Annotated in this window: 21 protein-coding genes; 6 read left to right on the top strand and 15 right to left on the bottom strand. The window is 66.6% G+C overall.

Going from position 1 to position 25,986, the window contains the following annotated elements; all coding sequences use genetic code 11:
* Positions 1–102: 102 nt before the first annotated feature.
* On the top strand, positions 103–1,164 hold the full coding sequence (locus ACTJI4_RS02525; RefSeq protein ID WP_392918362.1) for a lipid A deacylase LpxR family protein: 1,062 nt from the start codon (positions 103–105) through the stop codon (positions 1,162–1,164).
* Positions 1,165–1,267: 103 nt separating this feature from the next.
* On the opposite strand, the gene ACTJI4_RS02520 is transcribed toward ACTJI4_RS02525, so the two are convergent.
* The 8 genes from ACTJI4_RS02520 to ACTJI4_RS02485 form a co-directional block, all read right to left on the bottom strand.
* Positions 1,268–2,485: a D-alanyl-D-alanine carboxypeptidase family protein gene (locus ACTJI4_RS02520; protein ID WP_392918365.1), complete on the bottom strand. Its 1,218-nt coding sequence runs from the start codon at positions 2,483–2,485 to the stop codon at positions 1,268–1,270.
* A gap of 97 nt (positions 2,486–2,582) precedes the next feature.
* Positions 2,583–3,827 (bottom strand): septal ring lytic transglycosylase RlpA family protein, encoded by a 1,245-nt coding sequence (locus ACTJI4_RS02515; RefSeq protein WP_440868416.1) that lies wholly within the window; start codon positions 3,825–3,827, stop codon positions 2,583–2,585.
* The gene (gene mltB, locus ACTJI4_RS02510; RefSeq protein WP_440868415.1) at positions 3,824–4,969 is read right to left on the bottom strand and encodes a lytic murein transglycosylase B; all 1,146 of its coding nucleotides are present in this window, start codon (positions 4,967–4,969) and stop codon (positions 3,824–3,826) included. Before mltB ends, ACTJI4_RS02515 begins: the two co-directional genes overlap by 4 nt.
* Positions 4,970–5,579: 610 nt before the next feature.
* Positions 5,580–6,692 (bottom strand): rod shape-determining protein RodA, encoded by a 1,113-nt coding sequence (rodA, locus tag ACTJI4_RS02505; RefSeq protein ID WP_392918374.1) that lies wholly within the window; start codon positions 6,690–6,692, stop codon positions 5,580–5,582.
* Positions 6,689–8,752 (bottom strand): penicillin-binding protein 2, encoded by a 2,064-nt coding sequence (gene mrdA, locus ACTJI4_RS02500; protein ID WP_392918378.1) that lies wholly within the window; start codon positions 8,750–8,752, stop codon positions 6,689–6,691. The genes rodA and mrdA overlap by 4 nt, the downstream gene beginning before the upstream one ends.
* 1 nt (position 8,753) lies before the next feature.
* Entirely contained in the window at positions 8,754–9,239 is a 486-nt protein-coding gene (mreD, locus tag ACTJI4_RS02495) for a rod shape-determining protein MreD (RefSeq protein ID WP_282247217.1), read from the bottom strand.
* Complete coding sequence (mreC, locus tag ACTJI4_RS02490; RefSeq protein WP_440868414.1) at positions 9,236–10,246, bottom strand: rod shape-determining protein MreC; 1,011 nt, start codon at positions 10,244–10,246, stop codon at positions 9,236–9,238. Before mreC ends, mreD begins: the two co-directional genes overlap by 4 nt.
* Positions 10,247–10,405: 159 nt before the next feature.
* The gene (locus ACTJI4_RS02485; RefSeq protein ID WP_038686189.1) at positions 10,406–11,452 is read right to left on the bottom strand and encodes a rod shape-determining protein; all 1,047 of its coding nucleotides are present in this window, start codon (positions 11,450–11,452) and stop codon (positions 10,406–10,408) included.
* A gap of 274 nt (positions 11,453–11,726) precedes the next feature.
* Here ACTJI4_RS02485 and ACTJI4_RS02480 point away from each other — a divergent pair, with 274 nt between their 5' ends.
* The gene (locus ACTJI4_RS02480) at positions 11,727–12,665 is read left to right on the top strand and encodes a carbohydrate kinase family protein (RefSeq protein WP_392918385.1); all 939 of its coding nucleotides are present in this window, start codon (positions 11,727–11,729) and stop codon (positions 12,663–12,665) included.
* Between the two features lie 247 nt (positions 12,666–12,912).
* On the opposite strand, the gene ACTJI4_RS02475 is transcribed toward ACTJI4_RS02480, so the two are convergent.
* From ACTJI4_RS02475 to ubiE, 4 genes are all read right to left on the bottom strand, one after another.
* Positions 12,913–13,644: a hypothetical protein gene (locus ACTJI4_RS02475; protein ID WP_440868413.1), complete on the bottom strand. Its 732-nt coding sequence runs from the start codon at positions 13,642–13,644 to the stop codon at positions 12,913–12,915.
* Between the two features lie 109 nt (positions 13,645–13,753).
* Positions 13,754–15,685: a M1 family metallopeptidase gene (locus ACTJI4_RS02470; RefSeq protein WP_440868412.1), complete on the bottom strand. Its 1,932-nt coding sequence runs from the start codon at positions 15,683–15,685 to the stop codon at positions 13,754–13,756.
* Between the two features lie 60 nt (positions 15,686–15,745).
* Complete coding sequence (locus tag ACTJI4_RS02465; RefSeq protein ID WP_392918392.1) at positions 15,746–16,612, bottom strand: GGDEF domain-containing protein; 867 nt, start codon at positions 16,610–16,612, stop codon at positions 15,746–15,748.
* A gap of 68 nt (positions 16,613–16,680) precedes the next feature.
* Positions 16,681–17,442: a bifunctional demethylmenaquinone methyltransferase/2-methoxy-6-polyprenyl-1,4-benzoquinol methylase UbiE gene (gene ubiE, locus ACTJI4_RS02460; protein WP_392918395.1), complete on the bottom strand. Its 762-nt coding sequence runs from the start codon at positions 17,440–17,442 to the stop codon at positions 16,681–16,683.
* A 71-nt stretch (positions 17,443–17,513) separates the two neighbouring features.
* Between ubiE and ACTJI4_RS02455 the strand changes: the two genes are divergently transcribed.
* From ACTJI4_RS02455 to ACTJI4_RS02445, 3 genes are all read left to right on the top strand, one after another.
* Positions 17,514–17,966 carry a nucleoside deaminase gene (locus tag ACTJI4_RS02455; protein ID WP_392918398.1) on the top strand — a complete coding sequence of 151 codons (453 nt, stop codon included), beginning with the start codon at positions 17,514–17,516 and terminating at the stop codon, positions 17,964–17,966.
* A gap of 193 nt (positions 17,967–18,159) precedes the next feature.
* Positions 18,160–18,492 (top strand): hypothetical protein, encoded by a 333-nt coding sequence (locus ACTJI4_RS02450; RefSeq protein WP_392918400.1) that lies wholly within the window; start codon positions 18,160–18,162, stop codon positions 18,490–18,492.
* Between the two features lie 69 nt (positions 18,493–18,561).
* Positions 18,562–18,966, top strand: a complete 405-nt coding sequence (locus ACTJI4_RS02445; protein WP_440868411.1) for a low affinity iron permease family protein — start codon at positions 18,562–18,564, stop codon at positions 18,964–18,966.
* Between the two features lie 82 nt (positions 18,967–19,048).
* Here ACTJI4_RS02445 and ACTJI4_RS02440 read toward each other — a convergent pair whose 3' ends face one another.
* Genes ACTJI4_RS02440 through smeD form a run of 3 tightly spaced genes read right to left on the bottom strand, consistent with a single transcriptional unit; the run spans position 19,049 to position 24,806 of the window.
* Complete coding sequence (locus tag ACTJI4_RS02440; protein WP_440868410.1) at positions 19,049–20,443, bottom strand: efflux transporter outer membrane subunit; 1,395 nt, start codon at positions 20,441–20,443, stop codon at positions 19,049–19,051.
* Positions 20,436–23,612 (bottom strand): multidrug efflux RND transporter permease subunit SmeE, encoded by a 3,177-nt coding sequence (smeE, locus tag ACTJI4_RS02435; RefSeq protein ID WP_440868409.1) that lies wholly within the window; start codon positions 23,610–23,612, stop codon positions 20,436–20,438. Before smeE ends, ACTJI4_RS02440 begins: the two co-directional genes overlap by 8 nt.
* Positions 23,613–23,624: 12 nt before the next feature.
* The gene (gene smeD, locus ACTJI4_RS02430) at positions 23,625–24,806 is read right to left on the bottom strand and encodes a multidrug efflux RND transporter periplasmic adaptor subunit SmeD (RefSeq protein WP_440868408.1); all 1,182 of its coding nucleotides are present in this window, start codon (positions 24,804–24,806) and stop codon (positions 23,625–23,627) included.
* A 228-nt stretch (positions 24,807–25,034) separates the two neighbouring features.
* On the opposite strand from smeD, the gene ACTJI4_RS02425 reads away from it, so the two are divergent.
* On the top strand, positions 25,035–25,703 hold the full coding sequence (locus ACTJI4_RS02425; RefSeq protein ID WP_392918412.1) for a TetR family transcriptional regulator: 669 nt from the start codon (positions 25,035–25,037) through the stop codon (positions 25,701–25,703).
* Positions 25,704–25,986 lie beyond the last annotated feature (283 nt).

The following is a 25,986-nucleotide window of genomic DNA, read 5'->3' as shown; positions in this document are numbered from 1 at the left end:
CACGAACAAGACGCACCAGTGCGCGCGCGGCGCTGGTCAGGGCATCACGCCCTGAATACCCTGCTCCCGCTTAAAAATGAATAAACCATCAGCGGGGATCTTATGCTTCTGAAGCGATACGCGGTACCGGCCGCACTTGCCGGTGTTCTTGCAGCAGCCGCGCCTGCGGTACAGGCAGCCGAACAATGCGGGCCCGACGCCATGCGCGAGCACCCGCCACAGGTCAACTTCCGCGTCGACAACGATCTCTTCGGCGGCGCGGACCAGGACCAGGGCTACACCAACGGGGCGCAGATCACCTTTGTTTCGCCCAATCTGGTTGATTACACCGACGATCCCTGCCTGCCTCGGCTTGCCCGCTGGGTGAACCGCCATCTCGAACGCCTCGCCCCCGGCGAGTTCGAACAGCAGAACATGATCTTCAGCTTCGCGCAGCAGATCTACACACCCAAGGACTTCACCCGCCGCGACGTGATCGAGGACGACCGGCCCTATGCCGGCGTGCTGATCGGCAGCTTCGGATACAACGCCCGAAGGGGCGACCGCCTGCAGACCACCCAGCTGGCGCTTGGCGTGGTCGGGCCGTGGGCACTGGGCAAGGAAGTGCAGGACGCGGTGCATGACGCGCTCGGCGATGAGAAATTCCAGGGCTGGGACAACCAGCTGCGCAACGAGCCGGTGTTCATGCTGACCCATGAGCGCATGCACCGCTGGGGCGATGCCGAGGACAACCTGGCCGGCTGGGGCTGGGATGCGATCAGCCACTACGGCGGCGCGGTCGGCAACCTCGCCACCCACCTTAACGCCGGTGGCGAAGTCCGCTTCGGCTGGAAGCTGCCGGATGATTTCGGCAGCACACCGCTGCGCCCGGCCGGCGAAAACACCGCGCCTACCCGCGGCGGCAAGCCCACGGGCTGGTCGTTCCACCTGTTCGCCACCACCGATGCGGCCTGGGTGATCCGGGACATCACCCTGGACGGCAACACCTTCCGCAACAGCCACAGCGTGGACAAGCGCAACTGGGTCGCCCAGGGCGGTTACGGCCTGGCGGTGATGTACAACCGCTGGAAGTTCGCCCTCGCCCGCTACCACAGCACCCGCGAGTTCGACCTGCAGGACCAGTCGCCGATCTACGGGTCCTTCACGATCAGCAGATCGCTATAGCGATCTGCGGGTAGGTGCCCACCGTTGGCGGGCACACCGAAAAGAAAAAAGACCGGCGCGAGCCGGTCTTTTTTCTGCATTTCCAGCACGAACCAGGAAACCGTTATTCCGATTCCCACCACATCCAGAAGCTGTCCCACAGGCGCTTGAAGAAGCCGGCTTCTTCCACGGCGGCCACCGCCACCAGCGGGGCCTGCGCCACCACCTTGCCGTCCAGGGTCACCTTCAGCGTGCCCACTGCCTGGCCCGCGGTAAACGGCGCTTCCAGGGTCTTGGGCACGTCGATGCTCGGCTTCAGATCGTTGTAACGACCGCGCGGCACGCTCACCAGCAGCGGCTGGGCCACGCCCAGCTGCAGCGTATCGGCCTTGCCCTTCCACACCTTGTGTTCGGCCACGGCCTTGCCCGGCTCGTACATGCGGTGCGTTTCGAAGAAGCGGAAGCCCCAGTTGAGCAGCGCCAGGCTGTCATCGGCGCGCTGCTTCTCCGACGCACCGCCCAGCACCACCGCGATCAGGCGCTGGTCGCCGCGCTGGGCCGAGCTCATCAGGCAGTAACCGGCTTCGGAGGTGTGCCCGGTCTTGATGCCGTCCACGCTCTGGTCGCGCCACAGCAGCAGGTTGCGGTTGGGCTGGGTGATATTGCCCACGGTGAATTCCTTCACCTTGTTGTACGCGTAGGTTTCCGGGTAGTCGCGCACGAACGCACGGCCCAGCAGCGCCAGGTCGTAGGCGGTGGTGCGGTGGCCTTCGGCGCTCAGGCCGTGGGCGTTGACGAAGTGCGAGTCCTTCATGCCGATCCTGGCGGCGTAGCTGTTCATCAGCGAGGCGAAGGCTTCTTCGCTGCCGGCCACGTGTTCGGCCAGCGCGATGGCGGCGTCGTTGCCCGACTGGATCGCCATGCCCTTTTCCATGTCTTCCAGACGCGCGGTCTGGTTGACCGGGAACCCGCTGTAGCTGCCGTCAGTGCCGGCGCCACCTTCGCGCCAGGCGCGCTCGCTCATCATCACCTGATCGTCGGTGCGGACTTTGCCGTTCTTCACTTCGGCGGCGACCACGTACGACGTCATCACCTTGGTGATGCTGGCCGGCGCCAGCGGTTCATGGACGTTCTCGCCGGCCAGCACCTGCCCGGTGGCGTAATCCATCAGGATCCAGGCCTTGGCCACGCTGGGCTTGGGCGCCGGCGGAGTGGCCACGGTGACGGGGGCGGCGGCGGCAGGAGCGGGTGCCGGGGCCGGCGTCGGCAAGGGGGTCTGGGCGGAGACCATGCCCACGAACAGGGTCGTGGCCATGGCAGCAGCGGCAAAGCGGAATTTCATCGGACAGCAAGCTCCAGAAGGGCGCCAAGGGGGTTACAGGGACGGCCATTGTAGGCCCACGGGGTGCCGGGACGCAGACGCGCCCGGGAGGACGCATTCACTCTTTCACGATCTGCGGCGACCCGAATCCCAGACCGACAATGCGGCCGGCGAGTTCCGAGGCGCTGGCATGGTCGGCCGCCGGCACACGCAGGCGCCACAGCGTACGGCCACCGCTGACGATGTCGCTGATGCTGGCGCCGACGATGCCGGCGGAGGACAGCTGGCCCAAGGCCTTGGTGGCGTTTTCGCGGCTGGCGAAGCTGGCCACCTGCAGCAGCACATTGCCCACCTGCTGCTGCAGCGAGGGGCGGGGTGCGGGCGGGACCGGCACGGCGGTGGGGCGCGCAGCGGCTACCCCGGGTGCGGCCGCTGGCAGTGTGCTCACCGCGACGGAGCCCGTATCCAGCGTCGCCGCCTGGGTCGTGGCCGGCTGGGCAGCGGCCACCGGATGTGCGGCAGGGGCCGGCAATGCGCCAACCAGTCTGTCCATTTCGCTGGCGCGGCGCACCGCGGCCGGTGGCGTTGTGGCGGCCACGGTCGGGGCCGCTTCAGCCGTGCGCCGCTCACGGCGCGAAGGCTTGTCGGCCAGCAGGTTGTCTTCGCCCGGGGTCAGCGCGCGCACTTCCACGTTGCCGGTGCCGCGCTGGGTGATGCCCAGGCGCACGGCGGCGGCGTAGCTGAGATCGATCACCCGGCCATCATGGAACGGGCCGCGATCGTTGACGCGCACGATCACCGACTCACCGTTGTCCAGGTTGGTCACCCGCGCGAAGCTCGGCAGCGGCAGCGTCTTGTGCGCGGCGGTGAAGGCGTACATGTCATACACCTCGCGGTTGGAGGTGAGCCGCCCATGGAACTTGGCCCCGTAGTAGGACGCGGTGCCCTTCTCCGCGTAGCCTTTTGGCCGGTCCAGCACCTGATAGCTCTTGCCCAACACCACATAGGGCGATTTGTTGCCGATCGCCGAGCGCGGCAGGTCCACCACGTCCGGTTCCGGAATGCAGGCCACGTTGGGGATGTAGGTGGGCGTGCTGTCATTGACGCCCGGCTTGTACAGCCCGCCCGCGCGGTAATCACCCCGCGTACTGGGATCCTCGGCGGCGGCCTTGTACGGGGAGCCTTCAGGGCAGTGCGCCGGACGCCCACCCTTGCCCTTGCCCTGCCCCTGTACCAGCGTGCCGCCGGGCTTGCCGGTCGTGCCGCCGGCAGTGGCCGGTTTTTTGGGCGCGCTGCTGCAGGCCGCCAATGCCAGTATCAGCAGGCCGGGCAGCGTCCATCTGCAGCGTGCGCGTACGTTCATGCCGGCGGCAGCTCCTGGCCGGCGATTGCCTGTGACAACTGATACACGGCCATCGCGTACATCTTGGACAGGTTGTAGCGCGTGATCGCGTAATAGTTCTGGAAGCCCAGCCAGTACTGCTTGCCCGTGCTGCCTTCCAGCGTGATCGGGGTGGCGGTCAGCCCAGCCGGTACCGCTGCGGTGGGCTGATAACCACGCTGGGCCAGATCAGGCAGGGTCCAGCTCGGGGTCCAGTCGGTGGGGTCAAACGGCGCGCGGCCGGAGGCAAGCGTGGCCGGCACCGCAACCGGGCCGCCGCGCACCCAGCCGCCCTTCTTGACGAAGTAATTGGCGATCGACGAGAACACATCGTCGTAGCTGGTGAACAGGTCGCGGCGACCATCGCCGTTGCCGTCCACGGCGAAGTCCAGGTAGCTGGACGGCATGAACTGGCCCATGCCCATCGCGCCGGCATAGCTGCCCTTGATGGACAGGATGTCGAGCTTCTCGTCGCGGCTCAGCGCGAACAGACGCGCCAGCTCATCGCGGAAGAACAGCTCGCGGCGCACTTCGCGTTCCAGCTTGGCCGGGTCGCCACTGCGCGGGTAGTTGAAGGCCAGCGTATACAGCGCATCGAGCACGCGGTAGCTGCCGGTGTTGGCGCCGTAACTGGTTTCAACGCCGATGATTGCCACGATCACTTCGGCCGGTACGCCGGTGCGCTCCTGCACGCGCATCAGTTCATCACGGTGCTGGGCAAGGAATTTCCTGCCGCCCTCGATCCGCGCCTGGCTGATGAACATCGGCCGGTATTCGTTCCACGGCTTGACCCGTTCAGCCGGGCGCGACATGGCGGCAATGATCGGATCACGCACCTGCGCCTGGGCCAGCGTGGCCTCGATCTGTCCAGCAGGGATGCCGTAGCGCGCGGCGGTCTCGCGCACGAAATTGGCGCGTGCCACTTCAAACGGTACCGGGGTCAGGTCGACCGGCGGCGCGGTGGCGGCGGCGCTTTCCGGCGCGGCTTCGGCGGGCCCCTTGTGGGCAACCCCCGGCTTGTTGGGCGCACCCGACGCCTGTGGCGGCGGTGACGGGGAGTGCGGCTGGGTCGCGCAGGCAACCAAACCGAGCGTAAGCATGCAAGCCAAAGTGCGTCGAATCATCGCCGCAGGTTAGCAGGTCAAAGATGAAATAAAACCCCTAACACCATGAATCCCAACGATTTGCCTGAAGTACGGCGAGTTCGTTAAGACCACGTGTAAACCTACCGTGCCCGGGGGCGGACGCCCGGCGCTTCCGGATCGGGTGGCCAGGAAGGAAGAATGCCCGGACCTAATCTGCCTAAGGCGGATAAGGTCGTCCGGTTGCGCCCCCATCCCCATGGGCGCAACCGGGCTACCGACCCGGTCGATACTGGCACGGCGCGCTACTCCCCAGCGCAACGCCGCACCCCCTGTACCCGTTAGGTCAACTACGTCCCGCAGTGCCTGGCGCGTCGCTTGGCTCGATGCGCAGCTGCTTGCGGGCCGCCATTGTGCAGGCCGATTGCGACAAGTCCATTGATCGTAATCAAGCGCATTCATATTTGTGCGCTTCATCCCACTTTCTTGACGGCAACTTGACGCTTACTGCAGCCTGAGTGCCGGTTTCGGCATATCCATCACACTGCAATAACGAATCTGCGCAGAATTACGCCGCTCAGCCGCCGAAGTTTTGACTAGACATATCCGTTTTCCCGGCCGCGCGACAGAATGCCGCCAGGGGGAGCCCCGCTCAGCTATAGCCGCCGTGCACCGGGTTGTGGCTTCGTGCGGCCATGACCAACCCGAATCCGGCCAGCAGCGAGACCGCCGACGTGCCGCCGTAGCTGATCAGCGGCATCGGCACGCCCACCACGGGCAGCAGGCCCGAGATCATCCCGCCGTTGACCAGTACGTAGACGAAGAAGGCCAGGCCGGTGGCGCCGGCCAACAGCCGCGAGTAGGAATCGCGCGACTGTGAGGCGATCCAGAGGCAGCGCCCGATCACCACCAGATACAGGAACAGCACCAGCGCCACGCCGATCCAGCCGAATTCCTCGCTGAGCACGGAAAAGGCGAAGTCGGTGGTCTGTTCGGGAATGAAATTCAGGTGCGACTGCGAACCCTGCCCCCAGCCCTTGCCGTCGAAACCACCGGAACCGATGGCGATCTTGGACTGGATGATGTTCCAGCCGGCGCCCAGCGCGTCCATTTCCGGGTCCAGGAACATCATGATGCGATCCTTCTGGTAAGGCCGCAGCAGCCAGATCCAGGCAACCGGGGCCGCCGCAGCAACACCGCCCACCGCCACGCCCACCCACCACCACGGCAGTCCGGCCAGCAGCAGCACGAACGCGCCGCTGGCGGCGATCAGCACGCCGGTACCGAAGTCCGGTTGCAGCATCACCAGCCCGGTCGGCACCCCGATGATCACCGCGCTGACCATCACCGTGGAGAAGCGCGGCGGCAGCGGCATGCGGTGCAGGTACCACGCCACCATCATCGGCAGGCTCACCTTGAGCAGCTCGGCCGGCTGCAGGTAGAACAGCTTCAGATCCAGCCACTGCCGGCCGTACTTGCCGGTGCCGAGCACGAACACGGCCAGCAGCGGGATCATGGATATTGCGTAGATCAGCGGAGTGGCCGAGCGGATGCGCAGGATCGGCATCCGCGAAATCGCCCACATCGCGCCCAGGCCAACCACGAAGCGCGCGCCCTGGGCGAACACCAGGCCATCCCCGCCGGCGCTCTTGAGTACGGCCAGGCCGATCAGCATCAGCGCGCCCAGTGCCAGGCACAGGACCCAGTCCAGGGTGCTGCAGAAGCGCACGACCATGTCGCGTGCCCAGCGCAGAAAGTCCTTCATCGCGTGCGCTCCGGCGGGGCGGGTGGCTGGGCGGCGGGCACCAGGGGCGTGCCGGGCATGGGGACAGGCACGGGGGCGGGTTCGGGCAGGCCCACCAGCACCGGCAACGACTCCAGCGCAGCGGCAGCGGCGTCGCCGGCCTCGCGCGCGGCGCTGTCGCCCTCAACGGCGGTGATGCCGATCGCGGTGGTGCCGCGCAGGCTGTCCAGCGGCTCCATGCCCTCGGGCATCTTGCCCAGCAGCCAGGCATCGAACAGCTTGCGCGCGATCGGCGCCGCCGCCGAGCCACCGTAGCCACCGCCTTCGACGGCAATGGCCAGCACGATCACCGGGTTTTCGGCCGGGGCAAAGCCCACGAACAGCGAGCGGTGGCGCAGGTGCATCGGCAGGCTCTTGGGGTTCACCGCCGCGGTGCCGCGCCGGCTGATCACCTGCGCGGTGCCGGTCTTGCCGGCGATGGTGTACGGCGCGCCGGCCGCCGCCCGCGCGCCACTGCCGCCCGGGCGCATGGTGCCCATCATGCCTTCGCGCACGGCCTGCAGGTTGCCGGGACTGGGGCTCACCGGCTTGCTCTTGCCGACAGGGGTGGACACCCAATCCGCGTCGAAGCTCTCGCGCTGCTGCATCACCAGATGCGGAGTGCGCAGCTGGCCATCGGCAATGCCGCCCACCCCATGCACCAGCTGCAGCGGGGTGACCTTCCAGTCGCCCTGGCCGATGCTGACATTGACCGTGTCCCCGGGATACCAGCGTTCCTTGCGTGATTTGTACTTGTTCTGCGGCGACGGCAGGATGCCGCCGATCTCGCCGGTGAGGTCGATGCCGGTCGGCTCGCCGAAGCCGTAGTAACCCATGTAGTGGTCGAAGCGTTCGATGCCCAGGTCCAGCGCCAGCTTGTAGTAATACGTGTTGACCGATTGGGTGATCGACTTGCGCAGGTCGGTCCAGCCGTGGCCGCCGCGGTTGGCATCGCCCCAGCCACGCGAGGTGCCGGGCAGGTAGAACATGCCGGTGGAGAGAACCTTGTCCTCGGGCTTGCGTACGCCGCTGTCCAGCCCGGCCAGGCCGATCAGCGGCTTGATGGTCGAGCCGGGCGCTACGCCACCCAGCACCAGGCGGTTGAACTGCGGCCGCGAGGGGTTGTCGTTGAGTGCCTTGAAGTCGGCATGCGAGATGCCGTTGACAAACAGGTTCGGGTCGTAAGAGGGCAGGCTGACCATGGCCAGGATCTCGCCCGTGCGCGGATCCATCGCCACGGCGGCGCCGTCGAAATCGCCGAAGGCCGCCACCATGGCCCGCTGCAGGTCGGCATCGATGGACAGGCGCAGGTCGTTGCCCGATTGCGCCGCGACCCGGCCGATGGTGCGGATGGCCCGGCCCTGCACGTTGGTTTCGACCTGTTCGTAACCGACCTTGCCGCGCAGCTGCTGCTCGTAATAGCGCTCCAGCCCGGACTTGCCGATGTGGGTCAGCGCAGCATTGCCCTCGCCCAGAGTCTCCAGGTCTTTGTCGTCGACCCGGCCGACGTAACCGATGATGTGCGCGAAGAGGTCGCCATAGGGGTAGCGACGGGTCAGGTAGGGTTCCAGCTCCACCCCGGGATAGCGCCAGCGGTCCACCGCAAAACGCGCCATCTCCTCATCGGTGACCCGCAGCTTGAGCGTTACCGGCAGGAAGCTGCGGCGGGCCTTGCGCGACTTGTTGAAGGTTTCCAGGTCTTCCGGCGTGATCGTGAGGATCTTCGCCAACCCCGCCAGGGTGGCATCCATGTCCTTGACCTTGTCCGGGGTGATGTCCAGCCGGAAGGCGGGCACGTTCTCGGCCAGCAGGCGTCCATTGCGGTCGTAGATCATGCCGCGCCCGGGCACCACCGGCCGCGGTTTGATGCGGTTGGCTTCAGAACGGGTGGCGTAGATGTCGTGGTCCAGCACCTGCAGCTTGAAGTACCAGCCGCCCAGCCCGACCAGGCAGACCAGCACGCCAAGGAAGCCCAGCGCGGCACGGCGCCGGAACTGCTCGGCTTCGGCGCGCGGATTCTTGGCCTGGCGGCGCACGTACATGTCAGCGCCCGCGACGTCCGAAACGGACTGCGTCGAGCAGCACGAACACCAGCGGCCACAGGCCCATGCCCAGGAGCGGCGCCCACCAGTACGACCATGGCAGGGTCGGCTCGCCCACGGCGATGTGGACCACGGCACTGACGATGCGGTCGTTGAACAGCAGGCCGCCGATCGCCAGCACCTGCTGGGACATCGGGAAGAATCGGATGCGCGCACGGAAGCGCTGCAGGATGAAGGTGAGCATCACCAACCGCAGCGCCTGTTCGCCGAGCACGCCGCCGTAGAGCAGGTCGGCGATCACGCCGCAGCTGAAGGCCACGCCCAGACCGACCCGGTCCGGTGCCTCGATGACCCAGTACGCCAGCACCAGCGCCAGCCAGTACGGACGCAGCGGCTGCAGCAGCGCCGGCAACGGCAGCAGGCCCAGCAGGAGCGCCAGCACGATGCTGACCGGGAGCACCCAGGGTTTGTCGCGCAGGCGGCTCATGGGGTCGGCCCCGTTGACGATGGCGGCACCAATGTCGCCGGCGAGGAGCCCCCTTGTTGTTCAAGGGGGCGCGCCGAAGGCGCGGGGACAAGGGGGGATGCCCCCCCGGCAGCCGGATTGGTCGCAGAAGAATCCGGCTGAAGCAGTTCGCGTGCCACAGGCACGCGGATTGCTGCCCCTGGCCTCAAAAGCAGTACGTCGCGGCCGCGGTCGAGCTGGGCGGCGGGCTTGAGTTCGCCGACCAGGAAGGCGTGGGTGTCGTCCGGGCGCAGGGCGGTGATCTTTCCGACCGGGAAACCGGCCGGGAAACGGCCGCCGAGGCCGGAGGTGACGATCTCGTCGCCTACTTCCACCCCGGCACTGAGCGGAATGTCGCGCAGTTCCAGGGTATCGCCGCGGCCGTACACGATCAGGCGCACGCCATTGCGGGCCACGGTGACCGGCACCGCGTGGTCCGGGTCAGTGAGCAGCAGCACGGTGGCTGTGCTGCCGGTGGTGGCGATCACCTGCCCCATCAGGCCACCGGCATCGATCACCGCCTGCCCGGTGTGCACGCCATCGCGGGTGCCGGCAGCCAGCACCAGGCGCTGCCGGACCGGGTCCAGGTCGATGTCCAGGATCGGGGCCAACTGCACGTCCAGTCCGCTGCGCTCGGCCACGTTCAGCAGCTCGCGCAGCTGCGCGTTGTCCAGCGCGGCGGTCTGCAGGCGGGTAAGGCGTGCATTGGCGATCAGCAGCTGATTGCGCAGCTCGCGGTTTTCAGCCACCAGCTGGCCGTGGCTGGCAGCGTTGTCCTTGACCTGCGTGCCCAGCCGGCCCGGCAGTCCGGCCAGCGCCCATACCGGCTGCACCAGCACATTGGCCTGGGCGCGTGCGCGCGCCAGCCAGCCGGCCTGGTCGTCGAGCACGATCAGGGTGATGGCCAGGGCCAGATAGGCAAGCAGCCGCAGGGGGCTGCTGGCATCACCCTGGCGGGAGGCTACGGGAGGACCGGCGTAGGGCGGCACGACTGGCTTCGACTGGACAAAGTGGAAAGGGAGCGCGGTGCCGCCATGTTCGGCGGCACCAGGATGCAACAACGCCCCGGCGCTGCGATGCCCGGCGTGGCGGGCACGCAGCGGGCATCACGCCGCAGGGGCGCGTCCAACACACAGGACCGGTACGGCTTACTCCGGCGCAAAGAACTCGTTGCCGTGCATGTCCACCAGCTCCAGCGCACGACCGCCCCCACGGGCCACGCAGGTGAGCGGGTCGTCAGCCACCTGCACGTGCAGGCCGGTTTCTTCGGAAATGAGGCGGTCCAGGTCGCGCAGCAGGGCGCCGCCACCGGTCAGCACGATGCCGCGCTCGGCGACGTCGGCGCACAGTTCCGGGGGGGTCTGCTCCAGCGCCAGCTTGACCGCGCTGACGATGCCCGACAGCGGTTCGTGCAGGGCTTCAAGCACTTCGTTGGAATTGATCTTGATCATCTTCGGCACGCCCTCGGCGAGGTTCCTGCCGGAGATTTCCATCTCGATGACCTCTGCCTGCGGGTAAGCGCAGCCCAGCTCGACCTTGATCCGCTCAGCGGTGGCTTCACCGATGAGCATGCCGTGGTTGCGGCGCACGTAGTTGGTGATCGACTCGTCGAAACGGTCGCCGCCGATGCGCACCGAGGCCGAATAGACAATGCCGTTCAGCGAGATCACCGCCACTTCGGTGGTGCCACCGCCGATGTCGATGACCATCGAGCCACGGGCTTCGGTGACCGGCATGCCGGCGCCGATCGCGGCGGCCATCGGCTCTTCGATCAGGAACACATCGCGGGCTCCGGCTTCCTCGGCCGATTCCTTGATGGCGCGGCGCTCGACCTGGGTCGAACCGGCCGGCACGCAGACCAGCACGCGCGGGCTCGGGCGCAGGAAGCGCGACTTGTGCACCTTCTTGATGAAGTGCTTGAGCATCGCCTCGGTGTAGGTGAAGTCGGCGATGACGCCGTCCTTCATCGGGCGGATGGTGGTGATGTGACCCGGGGTACGGCCCAGCATCTGCTTGGCTTCAGCGCCGACGGCGGCCACCGAGCGGGTGCCACCGATGGCACGGTCCTGGCGCACGGCCACGACCGACGGTTCGTTCAGCACGATCCCCTGCCCGCGCACGTAGATGAGGGTATTGGCCGTGCCCAGGTCGATGGACAGGTCATTGGAGAACATGCCACGCAGTTTCTTGAACATCTGGGAGTTGATCCTGAGGGGTGTCGCGCCCAACGCGGGATGGCGAAAAATTGGGCAGAATTCGAGGTCGACAAGCCTAGCAATCCCCCTGTGCGCGAGCAAGGAGAAATGTCCGTCAACGCCAGCCTTGGCGGCCATTCAGCCCAATCCGGACAGCCGGGGTTCTGGCCCTGCGGCGCCGCACCCGTTAACCTTTGCGCCATTGGGCGCCTGAGGGCGCCGTTTCGTTGCCCGCCTGCCGGGCCTCAGACCCCTTCCGCATAGGCCTTAATCGATGTCCGCTTTGATCTGTGGTTCTCTTGCCTTCGACACCATCATGGTGTTCCCGGACCAGTTCAAGAATCACATCCTGCCGGACAAGGTGCACATCCTGAACGTGTCGTTCCTGGTGCCGCGCATGCGCCGCGAGTTCGGTGGCTGCGCCGGCAACATCGCCTACAACCTGCACCTGCTGGGCGGGGAGCCGATCCCGATGGGTACGGTGGGCTCGGACTTCGGCCCGTACCGCGAGTATTTCCAGGGCCTGGGCATCGACCTGAGCCGGATCAAGGTGATCGACGAGCTGTTCACCCCGCAGGCGTTCATCACCACCGACCACGACAACAACCAGATCACGGCCTTCCACCCGGGCGCGATGATGCGCTCCTACGAGAACCACGTGAAGGACGTACCGGGCGTGACCCTGGGCCTGGTCGGCCCGGATGGCCGCGAGGGCATGATCCAGAACTCGCAGGAGTTCTTCGAGGCCGGCGTGCCGTTCATCTTCGACCCGGGCCAGGCCATGCCGCTGTTCAACGGCCCGGAGCTGCGCACCTTCATCGAGCAGGCCGACTACGTGGTGGTCAACGACTACGAGTCCAACCTGCTGCAGGAGCGCACCGGCTGGGACGAAAAGGAGATCGTGAGCCGGGTCAAGGCCTACATCACTACCCGCGGCCCCAAGGGCGCGGTCATCCACACCCCGGAAAAGACCTATGACATCCCGCCGGCGCACGAGCGTCGCGTGGTGGATCCGACCGGCTGCGGCGACGCCTTCCGCGCCGGCCTGATCTACGGCATCGAGAAGGGCTACGACTGGCTGACCATCGGCCGCATGGGCAACCTGATGGGCGCGCTCAAGGTGGAGCACCCGGGTACCCAGAACCAGCGTTTCACGTTCGAAGAGTTCAACGAGCAGTTCAAACAGCAGTTCGGTTACGCGCTTAACGGTTGATCGCGCTGCGATCAACCGCTGCCCACGATTCGCCGTTGGCGAATCGCGGGCCCCATTGCATTCCACCTAACCCCGCGCCTGTCGGCGCGCCCCCTTAACAGAAGGGGGCTGTTTCTCCAGCAAAGTACCCTTGCCGTCCGTACCGACCAACGGTCGGTACCTACCGGGTCGCGTGATATCGGGCCATGGGGTGCCCGTCATTTCGGTAGGTGTCGACCGTTGGTCGACACTTTGCCTCACCGCTCGGTTAATTCCACCAATTCGGCATTCGGCTGGCGTCTACGCCGCCGGTTTCGAATACTGCGGTGCGGGTGCCGCCGGCCTTGACCGGGAATTCGAGGGTGATGGTCTTGGCCTTGCGGGCGAGCTTCCAGAGCGCCTTCTGGTCGGTGATGAACATGGCGATGGCCTCATCCGTCTTGGGGCGCCAGGCGGCCATCGAGATCGGCTTGCCGTCGTCGACGGTCACCTTCACCGTGCACTGCGGGCAGCGGAAATCACCGGCCTGCAGCACCAGGTAGGCATGGCGCTTCCACTCGGGGTGGTCGCGGAAGATCAGCTGCACCGGCTTGGGGCCGCTGCCGTCCACATCCACACGCTCCTTGCTGTAGATCGACGCCGAGACCTGGTTGCCCTTGCTGCCCACCGGCACCTGGTTGTACTGCCACAGGCCCTGCATGCGGCGCAGCTCGCGCGCGGTTTCGGCCTTGGCCTTGACCTCGGCGTAGCCCGGCTCGATCCGCGCGGCCACATCGGTGTCCTTGTACTGGTCCAGCAGCGAACCGCCATGGATGCGCGCGCGCTCCCAGTCCTGCGCGGCCACGGCCATGTCGTACTGCTTGGCCACGCCTTCGGCCTTCTCTTCCTGCTGTGCCTTGGCGGCGGCGGTCGCGGCTTCCTGCGCCTTGCGCTCTTCTTCCGGGTTGCTGCAGGCAGCCAGGGCGAGCGCACAAGTGGCGGCAAGGATCAGTCGTTTCATTACGGGCTCCAGGTGTCAGCGAGGACGCCAGCGGGCGTCACCTGCCTACTTTAACAATGAAAAACGGCGGGGTTTCCCCCGCCGTTCCTGATCAACGCAGTGCTGGCGGTTACTTGCCGGCGCTTGCCTTGTCCAGCATGTCCTGCACCGATGCGGTGGTGATCGGGTGGTAGCTGGGCTTGGCCTTCTCGAAGGCCGCCTTGGCGAATGCCAGGCCTTCCGGGGTCTTCACCAGTTCGGCGTAGATCGGCAGGATCAGCTTGCGGCGACCAACGCGCTCGATGAAGGCACCGGCGGCCTCATTGGCCTCCAGGTAGCCGCTGCGGATCGCCAGCGGGTACCAGCGCATGGCGATTTCGCCGTTGGCGGTGCCGGTGAACGCGTATGCCTTGTCCAGCGCGGCCAGCTTGTCCACGGGCAGGGTCTTGCCCATGCCGTCGATGAAGTGCACCCATTCCTGGGTACCCCACTCGCTGGTGATCTGCGCGCTCGGCAGCTTGCCGCTGCCCTGCCACGCAATGCGCGCGGTATCCACGATGGAGAAGTTGCGCGAACGCGCCTTGGTGGCGAACGCCGGGATGCCCGGCTCGTCCAGCCATGCCTTCAGCTCGGCGTCGGTCACCGCGCCGGGCTTCCTGGACAGCAGGTTCTTCTTCAGGTATTCGACGAACTGGTCGGTGTTGGCGCTCTGGAAGGCATGGTCATCGAACCAGCCACGCAGGAACGGATCGAACACCTCGCGCCCGAAGCGCTGTTCCAGGAACTGCAGGAACCACGAGCCCTTGACGTAGGCCACGTTGCTCAGCGCCTCGTCCGGATCGCGTTCGGTCAGCGGCGGGAGCGCCAGGGCCTGGTCGGCCGGGCTCATGTCCTTGACCTCGGCCAGCAGGTCGTTCTGGTCGATTTCGCGCTCCATCTCGGCCATTTCCTGGCCATACAGCGCTTCGGTGATGCGACCCTGCACGTAGGTGGTGAAGCCTTCGTTGAGCCAGATGTCCTTCCAGCTGGAGTTGGTCACCAGGTTGCCCGACCAGCTGTGCGCCAGCTCATGGGCCACCAGCGAGACCAGCGACTTGTCGCCCACGATCACGGTCGGGGTGGCGAAGGTCAGGCGCGGGTTTTCCATGCCGCCGAACGGGAACGACGGCGGCAGCACCAGCATGTCGTAGCGGCCCCAGCGGTACTCGCCATAGAGCTTTTCGGCTGCACCGATCATCTTCTCGGTGTCTTCGAACTCCTTGGCGGCCTTGCCCACCATGGTCGGTTCGGCCCAGACGCCGGAACGGCCGGAGATCGGCTCGAACACCAGGTCGCCGGCGGCGATGGCCAGCAGGTAGGACGGAATCGGCTGCGGCATCTTGAAGGTGTAATCACCGTCACGCGCGGCCTTGGGATCATTGTCGGCGCTCATCAGCACCATCACGTCCGGGCGCGAGGCCACGTGCGCGCTGTAGGTGAAGCGCACGCTCGGGGTGTCCTGCAGCGGCACCCACGAACGCGCGTGGATGGCCTGGGACTGGCTGAACATGAAGGGCAGCTGCTTGCCTTCGGTCATCGACGGCTCCAGCCACTGCAGGCCCGAGGCGGTCGGCGCGGTGTGGTAGGTGACCCGCACGTTGCCCGGCTGTTGCGGGGCTTCGATGGTCAGCTTGCTGCCGAACACCTTGTCGGCCGCCGCCAGCACGAACTGCAGCGGCGCGGTGGTGCCATCGGCAGCGACGGCTTCGACCTTTTCAATGGTCAGCTCGCGGGTGTCCAGCACCAGCTGCTTGGCTGCCTTGTCCTTCCACTCCAGGGTGTAGGTGGCGGTGCCGCCGATCTGCCTGCTGTCGAAATCCAGCTTCAGGTCCAGGCCCAGGTCCTTGATGACGACCTTGTCCGGTTCGGCGTAGGAACTTTCATCGTGGCTGCGGTTGACGGCTTTCACGGCAGTGTCGGCGCTCGGCTGGCCGGCGGGGGCCGCGGTCGGCGCGGCGGGCTCTTTGGAGCAGCCGGCGGCAAGCGCGACGGCCAGGGGAATCAGCAGGAACGGGGATCGCATGAATCGGGACCGATCAGGGTGAAACCGCCAGTTTACCCCCGTCTACGCCTTATTCCCCATTCAGTCACCCTCGCACAACAGCCGGGCGCCGCCGGCGGCCTTGGCCCGGTACATCGCGGTATCGGCACGCCGGTACAACTCGCGCAGGTCCTCGCCCGGCCGGTATCCGGCGGCGCCCGCGCTGGCACTCAGCGGCGGGTCGGCCGGGTCGCCCGGCCCGGCCAGTCGTTCCAGCCACTCCCTCAGCCGCCGGCAGGCCACCTCGTGGCTATCGTGCACCGCCAGCAGGAACTCATCCCCGCCCCAGCGCCCGATCCAGTCGCCGGGCTGCAGCCACTGCCGCGCCGACACCACCAGCCGCACCAGCACCTGGTCGCCGGCCAGGTGGCCGTGCGCGTCGTTGATGGGCTTGAGGTTGTCCAGATCGACCACGAACAGGGTCAGCGGCTGCCGCCGCGCCTGCGCCTGCCGGGCCGAATCGGCCAGCGCCTGTTCGCAGCCGCGCCGGTTCAGCGCCTGGGTGAGCGGGTCGAGCAGCACGCTGCGGCGCAGGTCGCGCAGGCCGGCATCGACACCGTGCAGGCTGCGGTTGATCCCGCGCAGCAGGCGCCCGATTTCGTCGTGGCCCAGGTCCGGAAGGTGCGGCAGGCGCTGCTCGTCGTAATACGCCTCCAGCGCCTCGGCGGCCTGGCGCAGCGGCGCCATCAGCCGGTACAGCGCCATCATCGCCATGCCCGTCCCCACCAGGGTGGCGCCCAGCACCACGCCCACCACGGCCCACATGGTCTCCTGCTGGTAGCGGCCGCTGAAGGCCATCCACAGCAGCAGCACCAGCAGCGGCACATGTACGCCAATGAACACGACCGTCATCAGCTTGGCGCTGAACGAACGGGGAAACACGCGGGCCAGGCCGCGGTAGAGACGCATGGCAGGCCCTCTCTGGCAACCTGCCTGCAGTGTGGCCGAGCTCCCTCAGCGGGAACCGGACCGGTGTCTCAAACCTTGTAGCCGGAGTGGATCGACACGATGCCGCCGGTCAGGTTCTTGTAATGGCAGCGCGCGAAACCGGCCTCGCCCATCATGGTCTTGAGCTGTTCCTGCGGCGGATGCTTGCGGATGCTCTCGGCCAGGTACTGGTAGCTGTCGCCGTCACGGGCGAACAGCTGGCCCAGCCTGGGCAGGATCTTGAACGAGTGGAAATCGTAGATCGGCTTGAACCAGTCGGCGGTGACTTCGGAGAACTCCAGCACCCGCGCCTGGCCGCCCACCTTGAGCACGCGGTACATCTCGCGCAGGGCGGCGTCCTTGTCGGTCACGTTGCGCAGGCCGAAGGCGATGGTCACCAGGTCGAAGCTGGCATCCGGGAACGGCAGCGCCTCGGCGTTGCATTGGACGAAATCCAGGCCGGCCACCAGGCCGCGGTTGGTCAGGCGGTCGCGCCCCACGGTGAGCATGCCGGCATTGATATCGCCGACCACCACCTGGCCGTCGTCGCCCACGCGTTCCTTGAGCAGTGCGGCGATGTCGCCGGTGCCGCCGGCCAGGTCGAGCACGCTGTCGCCCGGCTTCACCTGCGCGGTGGCCACGTAGTAGCGCTTCCACGCCCGGTGGATGCCCAGGCTCATCAGGTCGTTCATCAGGTCGTAGTTGCGCGCGACCGAGGTGAACACTTCGCCCACCAGCTTCTGCTTGTCCTTGGCGGCGACATCGCGGAAGCCGAAATGGGTGGTGCCGGTCTTGTAGGGGGATTCGCTCATGGCCCCGATTATCGCACCGCTGGCCGGCCGGCGGCACCTTATGATGGCCCCTTCAGTTGAACGGACCGCCCATGATCAGCACTCCCGACTACGCCGCCCTGCTCCAGACCGCCATTGCCGAAGCCCGCCAGGGCCTGGCAGAGGGCGGAATCCCCATCGGCGCGGCGCTTTACCACAACGACGGCCGCCTGCTCGGCTGCGGCCACAACCGCCGGGTCCAGGAAGGCGACCCGTCCGTGCACGGGGAGACCGATGCATTCCGCAAGGCCGGCCGCCAGCGCCGCTATCGGGACACCATCATGGTCACCACCCTGGCCCCCTGCTGGTACTGCAGTGGCCTGGTGCGCCAGTTCAACATCGGCACGGTGGTGGTGGGTGAATCGGTCACCTTCCAGGGCGGCATCGACTGGCTGCGCGAGAACGGCGTGCAGGTGATCGACATGCAGAGCCAGGAATGCATCGACCTGCTGGGCGGATTCATCTCCGCACATCCCGAGGTCTGGAACGAAGACATCGGCGAGTAAGCGCCGGTTGCTGCGCATCGGCGCAGTGGAACATGCCGGATGCGCCGTCCCTCATGCGGACGGCGCAGCGCAGTCATGAATGCTTCAGTTGAATGGGGCCCCGCGCACACCCGCTGCACATCGCCATGACGCTGCATGCACCGGCGGTTACGCACTATCAGGATGCCTTTCCTTCATTCGAATCGAAGCAACCATGTCCTCTGTCCCGCTTTCCATCCCCGCCGTGATCAATGTGGACGCTGAAGTCGGTTACTGGCGACAGAAGCACTCGGACGGCGATCTTCCGTCCGCCTCGTTCGGGCACTACATGCCCTGGATCAAGTTCGCCTGCGATTCGCTGATTACCCATCCCAAGGCGAGCGATGAAGACCGTGAGCAGGCTTTCCAGAGCCACTATGCGGGCCAGATCATGGCGAAGCTGAGTCCGGACGAGGCACGCAGGTTCGTTGAACAGGTATGGGAACACGTGTATCTGATGAGCCAGCACGACCAGAATGCCCGCCCGCGCCTGACCGCCACCGCCTGAGCCGCGGCTGCACCGCGCCTACACGGCGCGCCTGCCATTGATGGGTCCCGATCCACCGCCCTGGCACCCATGAAACTTCGCAGCGTCTTCAACCTCGTCGCCAAGAAGGCGGCCTACGCGGCGGGTACGCCGTGGACCTTCCTCGGTGCGGTCAGCATCGTGCTGATCTGGGCCCTGAGCGGGCCGGTATTCAAGTTCAACGACACCTGGCAGCTGGTGATCAACACCGGCACCACCATCATCACGTTCCTGATGGTGTTTTTGATCCAGCACAGCCAGAACGCCGACACCGCCGCGATCCAGATCAAGCTCGACGAGCTGATCCGGGTGACTGCCGAGGCCAACAACGAACTGCTGGACCTTGAAGAACTGGATGAGGAGCGGCTGGAAGAGATTCGCCGCACCTACGAGCAGATGGCACGCGATGCCACGCAGGCGCTGGACAAAGTACGGGCAGAAAAGCCGAACGGGTGAGGACCGCGAAGCCACGCAGGGCGTGGCTCTACGATGCACCATCCGCGTAGAGCCACGCCCTGCGTGGCTTCCTCGGATTCCCTTACCGCGCGGCAACGTCCCCGCGTTCATACCACCCGCCACCCAACACCTTGTACAACGCCACCTGGTTGGACAACCGGTTCAACTGCGTGGTCACCAGCGACTGCCGCGCGGTGTACGCCGTCCGCCGCGCGTCGAGCAGGGTCAGGAAGCTGTCCAGCCCAGCGTCATAGCGCGCCTGCGACAGTGTCCGTGCCTGCTCGGCCGCCGCCACCAGCGCCTGCTGTGAAGCCAGCTGCGCATCCAGGCTGTCGTTGAGCGCCAGCGCATCGGCGGCCTCGCGGAACCCGGACTGGATCGCCTTCTCGTACTGAGCCAATGCGATATCGCGGTTGGCGTTGGCCACGCCCAGTCCGGCGCGCAGCTTGCCGCCCTGGAAGATCGGCAGGTTCAGCGTGGGCATGAAGCTCCACGCGCGGGTGCCGGAATCGAACAGTCCCGACAATTCCGACGAGGTGGACCCGACGCTGCCGGTCAGGCTGATCGACGGGAAGAACGCCGCGCGCGCCGCGCCGATGTTGGCATTGGCTGCCAGCAGCGTGTGCTCGGCCGCCATCACGTCCGGGCGGCGCAGCAGCACCTCACCGGGCACGCCCGCCGGCACCGCGCGCACTGCGGCCACGTCGGTGGCTTCGCTGTCGGGCAGCAACGCCTCGTCGATCGGGCCACCGGCCAGCAGCGCGAGCGCGTTGCGGTCCTGCGCGACCTGGCCCTGGTAGCGGGCCACATCGGTGCGCGCGGTTTCCACCAGCGTGCGGGTCTGGCTCAGCTCCAGCGCCGAGGCGCCACCGAGCTGGTGCCGTGCCTCGCTCAGGCGCAGCGAATCCTCATGGGTGGCCAGGGTCGCCTCGGCGATCTTCAGCTGTTCGCTGTCGGCGCCCAGGGTCAGCCACGCATTGGCCACTTCGGCCACCAGCGACAACTGCGCGTTGCGGCGATTGGCCGCCTCGGCGAAGTACTGCTGCAGCGCCGCTTGGCTCAGGTTGCGCACGCGGCCGAACAGGTCCAGTTCGAACTCGACCACGCCCAGGTTGGCGCTGAACTGCTCGGTGACCGGCACATCGCCGCCGCTGCGGGTCATCTGCCCCTGCACGCCGAGCGCGGGCACCCGATCAGCACGCTGGATGCGGTACTGCGCGCGCGCCTTGTCCACGTTGAGCACGGCCACGCGCAGGTCGCGATTGTTCTCCAGCGACTGGGCGATGAGCGACTGCAGGCGTTCGTCGACGAAGTAATCGCGCCAGCCGATGTCGGCCACTTCCACCGCCGCAGCGGTGGAAGTGGTGGCCGGCCACTGCGCCGGGATCGCCGGGGCGACCTCGGTACTGCGCGGCTCGAGCATGGCGCAGCCGGAGAGGGCGGCGGTCATGGCCAGGGCAAGGAGCGCCTTATTCATGGGTGTCACCTTGATTGGAGTTCGTCCCGACCGACGGTCGGGACCCACTGTTTCTGTTGCCGCGGTTGAACAGCTTCTGCACCACGACGAAGAACAGCGGAATGAAGAACAGGCCCAGCACGGTGCCGACGATCATGCCGCCGAGCACGCCGGTGCCGATCGCGCGCTGCGCACCCGAGCCGGCCCCGGAGGCGATGGCCAGCGGCAGCACGCCCAGGCCGAAGGCCAGCGAGGTCATGATGATCGGCCGCAGGCGGTCGCGTACCGCGTGCATGGTGGCTTCCAGCACGCCCACGCCCTTCTCCAGGTTTTCCTTGGCGAACTCCACGATCAGGATCGCGTTCTTGCTGGTCAGGCCCACCGTGGTCAGCATCGCCACCTGGAAGTAGATGTCGCGCTCCATGCCGCGCATGGTGTTGGCCAGCACCGCGCCAAGGATGCCCAGCGGCGCCACCAGCAGCACCGAGGTCGGCACGCTCCAGCTTTCATACAGTGCAGCCAGGCACAGGAACACGATCAGCAGCGACAGCGTGTACAGCAGCGGCGTCTGCGAACCGGCCTGGCGTTCCTGGTAGGACAGCGCGGTCCATTCGATCTCGAAGCCCGGCGGCAGGTCCTTGGCGATGCGTTCGATCTCGGCCATGGCGTCGCCCGAGGCCACGCCCGGTGCGGGCTCACCCTGGATTTCCATCGCCGACACGCCGTTGTAGCGCTCCAGGCGCGGCGAACCGTAATCCCAGCGCTTGGAGGCGAAGGCACTGAACGGCACCATCTCACCGGCGCTGTTCTTCACCGACCACAGGTTGAAGTCGTCCGGGTTCATGCGGAACGGCGCATCGGACTGCACGTACACGCGCTTGACCCGGCCCCGGTCGATGAAGTCATCGATGTAGCTGCTGCCCCACGCGGCGGCCAGGGTGCTGTTGATCGAGCTGGTGGACAGACCGAGCGCATTGGCTTTTTCCACGTCCACGTCGATGCGCAGCTGCGGGGTGTCTTCCTGGCCGTTCGGGCGCACGTTGGCCAGCAGCTTGCTCTGCCCGGCGCCGCCCAGCAGCTGGTTGCGCGCGTTGAGCAGGGCCTCGTGGCCCTGGCCGCTGTTGTCCTTCAGGAAGAAGGTGTAGCCCGAACCGATGCCCAGCTCCGGCATGGCCGGCGGCGGGAAGGCGAAGATGAAGGCGTCCTTGATCTGGCCCAGTGCGGCCATCGCACGCCCGGTGATCGGGCCGACGCCCTGGTCGGCATCGCGCTCCTTCCAGTCCTTGAGCTTGATGAAGGCCATGCCCGCGTTCTGGCCCATGCCGGCGAAGCTGAAACCCTGCACCGAGAACACCGATTCGACGGCGTCGGTTTCGTTTTTCAGGAAGTGGTCTTCCAGCTTGTACATCGCCTCCAGGGTACGTTCCTGGGTGGCGCCGACCGGGGTCTGCACCAGCGCCATCAGGATGCCCTGGTCTTCATTGGGCAGGAACGAGCTGGGCAGGCGCGCGAACAGCACGCCCATTGCCACGGCCAGCGCCACGAAGATGGCCATGAAGCGCCACGGCCGCGCCAGGATGCCTTTGACCCCGCGCTGGTAGGTTTCGCTGGAACGGTCGAAGCCGCGGTTGAAGCCGCCGAAGAAGCGACCGGCCAGGCCCTTGTGTGCCACGTGGTGCTCGCCCTTCTTCAGCGGCTTGAGCATGGTGGCGCACAGCGCCGGGGTGAGCACGATGGCGACCAGCACCGACAGCGCCATCGCGGACACGATCGTGGCCGAGAACTGCCGGTAGATGACGCCGGTTGAGCCGCTCATGAAGGCCATCGGGACGAACACCGCCGACAGCACCAGGCCGATGCCGACCAGTGCGCCGGTGATCTGGCTCATCGACTTGCGGGTGGCCTCCAACGGCGACAACCCTTCTTCGGACATGATGCGTTCGACGTTCTCCACGACCACGATGGCATCGTCCACCAGCAGGCCGATCGCCAGCACCATGGCGAACATGGTCAGCATGTTGATCGAGAAGCCCAGCGCGGCCAGGATGCCGAACGTGCCCAGCAGCACCACCGGTACGGCGATGGTGGGGATCAGGGTGGCGCGGAAGTTCTGCAGGAACAGGTACATCACCACGAACACCAGCACGATGGCTTCGATCAGCGTCTTGATGACGCCCTTGATCGAGACCTGCACGAACGGGGTGGTGTCATACGGCACCACCGATTCGAGGCCGGCCGGGAAGTTTTCCTTCAGGTCATCCAGCGCGGCGCGCACGCCATTGGCGGTATCCAGCGCGTTGGCGCCGGTGGCCAGGGTGATGGCGATACCGCTGGAGGGCTTGCCGTTGTAGCGGGTCACGAAGTCATAGCTTTCGGCGCCGAGCTCGACCCGGGCGACATCGCCCAGGCGCAGCTCGCTGCCATCGGTGCCGCCGCGGACCAGGATGTTGCGGAACTGTTCCGGGGTCTGCAGACGGTCCTGCGCGTTGATGGTGGCGTTGAGCTGCTGGCCCTTGACCGACGGCGCGCCGCCGAGCTGGCCGATGGCCACCTGGGCGTTCTGTGCGGTGATCGCCGCGGTGACGTCATCCACCGAGAGTTTGTAGGTGTGCAGCTTGTTGGGGTCCAGCCAGATGCGCATGGCGTACTTGCCACCGAACACCTGGATGTTGCCCACGCCGGGCACGCGGCTGAGCGGATCGACGACATTGGAGCCGACGTAGTCGGAAATGTCATTGGCATCCATGCTGCCATCGTTGGAGACGAAGCCGATCACCTGCAGGAAGCCGCTGCTGGACTTGGCCACGTTGATGCCCTGGCGCTGCACTTCCTGCGGCAGCAGCGGCATGGCCAGCTGCAGCTTGTTCTGCACCTGGACCTGGGCGATGTCCGGATCGGTGCCGCTTTCGAAGGTGAGGGTGATGGTGGCCTGGCCGTTGGCCGAGCTGTTGGAGGAGAAGTAGATCAGGCCATCGATGCCCTTCATGTTCTGCTCGATGATCTGGGTCACCGAGTCCTCGACCACCTTGGCCGATGCGCCCGGGTAGGACGCGCTGATCTCGACGGCGGGCGGTGCCACTTCCGGGTACATCGACACCGGCAGCTTGAGCACCGCCAGCGCACCGGCGAGCATGATGATGATCGCAATCACCCACGCGAAGATGGGGCGATCAATGAAGTAACGAGCCATGGAATTCTCCGCTTACTGCTTGTCGGCCGCGGCCGCGGCCGCCGGCGTGGCCGGCTTGGCCGGCGCGGCGCCCATCTCGGTGGCCTGCACGGGCATGCCCGGCTGGATCTTCTGCAGGCCTTCAACGATGACCCTGTCGCCGGGCTTCAGGCCGTCTTCGACCAGCCACTTGCTGCCCAGCGCGCGGCTGACCTTGACCGGTCGTACTTCGACCTTGTTGTCCTTGCCGACCACCATGGCGCTGGTGTCGCCCTTGGCGTCGCGAGCGACGCCCTGCATGGGCACCAGCAGCGCGTTGTCGCGTACGCCGCTGCCTACAACGGCACGCACGTACATGCCGGGCATGAGCACCTGGTCGGGGTTGGCGACCTTGACCCGCAGCGCGTAGCTGCCGGTGGTGGGGTCGACGCTGACTTCAGAGAATTCCAGGGTGCCCTTGTGGTCGAACTCGGTGCCGTCATCGAGCAGCACCGTCACCGGCAGGCTCTGGTTGTCCTGCAGGCGGCCACTGGCCAGCTCGCGGCGCAGCTGCAGCAGTTCGCTGGCCGACTGGGTCAGGTCGACGTAGATCGGGTCGAGCTGCTGCACCGTGGCCAGCGCGTCCGCCTGGCCGGCGCTGACCAGCGCGCCTTGGGTGACGCTGGACTTGCCGATGCGCCCGCTGATCGGCGCGGTGATCCGGGCAAAGCCCAGGGTGACGTTGGCCGCGTCCAGCGCGGCCTTGGCGGCGCCGACATCGGCTTCGGCCTGTTTCTGGGCGGCCACGGCGTTTTCCAGGTCCTGCTGGCTGACCGCATCGACCTTGGCAAGCTCGGTGATGCGCCTGGCGCTCAGACGGGCGGCATTGGCGGTGGCTTCGGCGCGGGCCAACTGGGCGCGGGCGCTGTTGGCTTCTGCGCGGTAGCTGGCGTCATCCACCTGATACAGCGGCTGGCCGGCAGTGACCAGCCCCCCCTCGGTGAACAGCCGCCGGGCGACGATACCGCTGACCTGCGGGCGCACTTCGGCCACCAGGAAAGCATTGGTGCGGCCCGGCAGCTCGCGGGTGAGGCCGACCTGTTCGGCCTTCAGGGTGGCCACGGTGACCTGCCCCGGGCCGCCCTGCGGAGCCCCCTCACCGCCCCCGCCGCAGGCAGACACGGTCAGGGCGACCACGAGGGACAGCGCGAGAAGGCGGTAGGGAGAACGGGTCATGGGGGGCTCGCAAAGGACGGAAAGAAGAGGCCAACCCGGCTTCGACGAACCGGAGGGCCGGACGACGACAGGTCGAACCACACACACAGGCGGATCCACCGGGGGACGGCACGCAGGTACGGCCGTGCCTCACCGGGGAGCAGTGGGGCGCAAATATACATACATGTATGTTTGTTTGTAAACGGGTACAATTCAGGCCGGTTTCATCCAGCACATGCACACCGCGCCATGGCCAGAAAAACCAAAGAGGCAGCCCAAGCCACCCGGGAAGGCATCCTCGATGCGGCCCAGAGCTGCTTCCACGAATTCGGGGTCGCCAACACCAGCCTGGCGATGATCGGCGAGCGCGCCGGTTACACCCGGGGCGCGGTGTACTGGCATTTCAAGAACAAGACCGAAGTGCTCACGGCCATGATCGACCGCGAGCGGGTGCCGTTCATCGAGCGGCTGCGGCGCACGACCTCGTCACGGCGCAACACGCCCGTGCTGGACCTGCGCTCGGCGCTGCTGGTCTCGTTCCACGAACTGGCCACCGACGAACGGCTGCGCAACATGATGGAGATCATGCTGCGCAACGATCTCTCGGTGGAAAGCCAGGCCATGCAGCAGCTGCAGCTGGAGGCATCACGTGAGGAGTTGGCGATTTTCGCGGCCGCCTTCCAGCGTGCGGCCTCGCTGGGCCAACTGCGGCCGGGGGTGGACGTGGACACGGTGGCACGCATCGTCAGCACCAGCCTGACCGGCGTGCTGTACAGCGCGATGCTGGAACCGCAGTTGTTCGAGCTTGAACGCGATGGCCAGCAGACGCTGGACGCGATCTTCGGTGCCTTCGTGATGCCGGGTGTGTTTACCCCGGGTGCGCCGCCTACTGCGTTGCCGACTGACGACGAGGTTTGATTCGGCGGCGCGGCTTGAAAGCTTGAAAGCAGCGTCTCAGTTGATCCGTGCTGGGGAGGCCGACGGGCAGCCCCCTACGGGACACGCCGTGAATCCATCCCTGGAGGCTTGGCAAAAACATCCATGTTTTTGACAGTCCCTACGGGGGCTGCCCGCCGGCCTCCCCTCCATGCATTGCGCGGGCGGCTGGGAAGAGCAGCCACGCAGGGCGGGGCTCTACGCGAGCGACACGGGGCGGGTAGGGTCGGTTCCCAAACGACTGCCGTGAACGCTGCAACGTTCG

This window comes from Stenotrophomonas sp. 22385 (assembly GCF_052045085.1).
Taxonomy (GTDB): Bacteria; Pseudomonadota; Gammaproteobacteria; order Xanthomonadales; family Xanthomonadaceae; genus Stenotrophomonas.
This window is presented reverse-complemented; position numbering and strand designations above follow the sequence as displayed.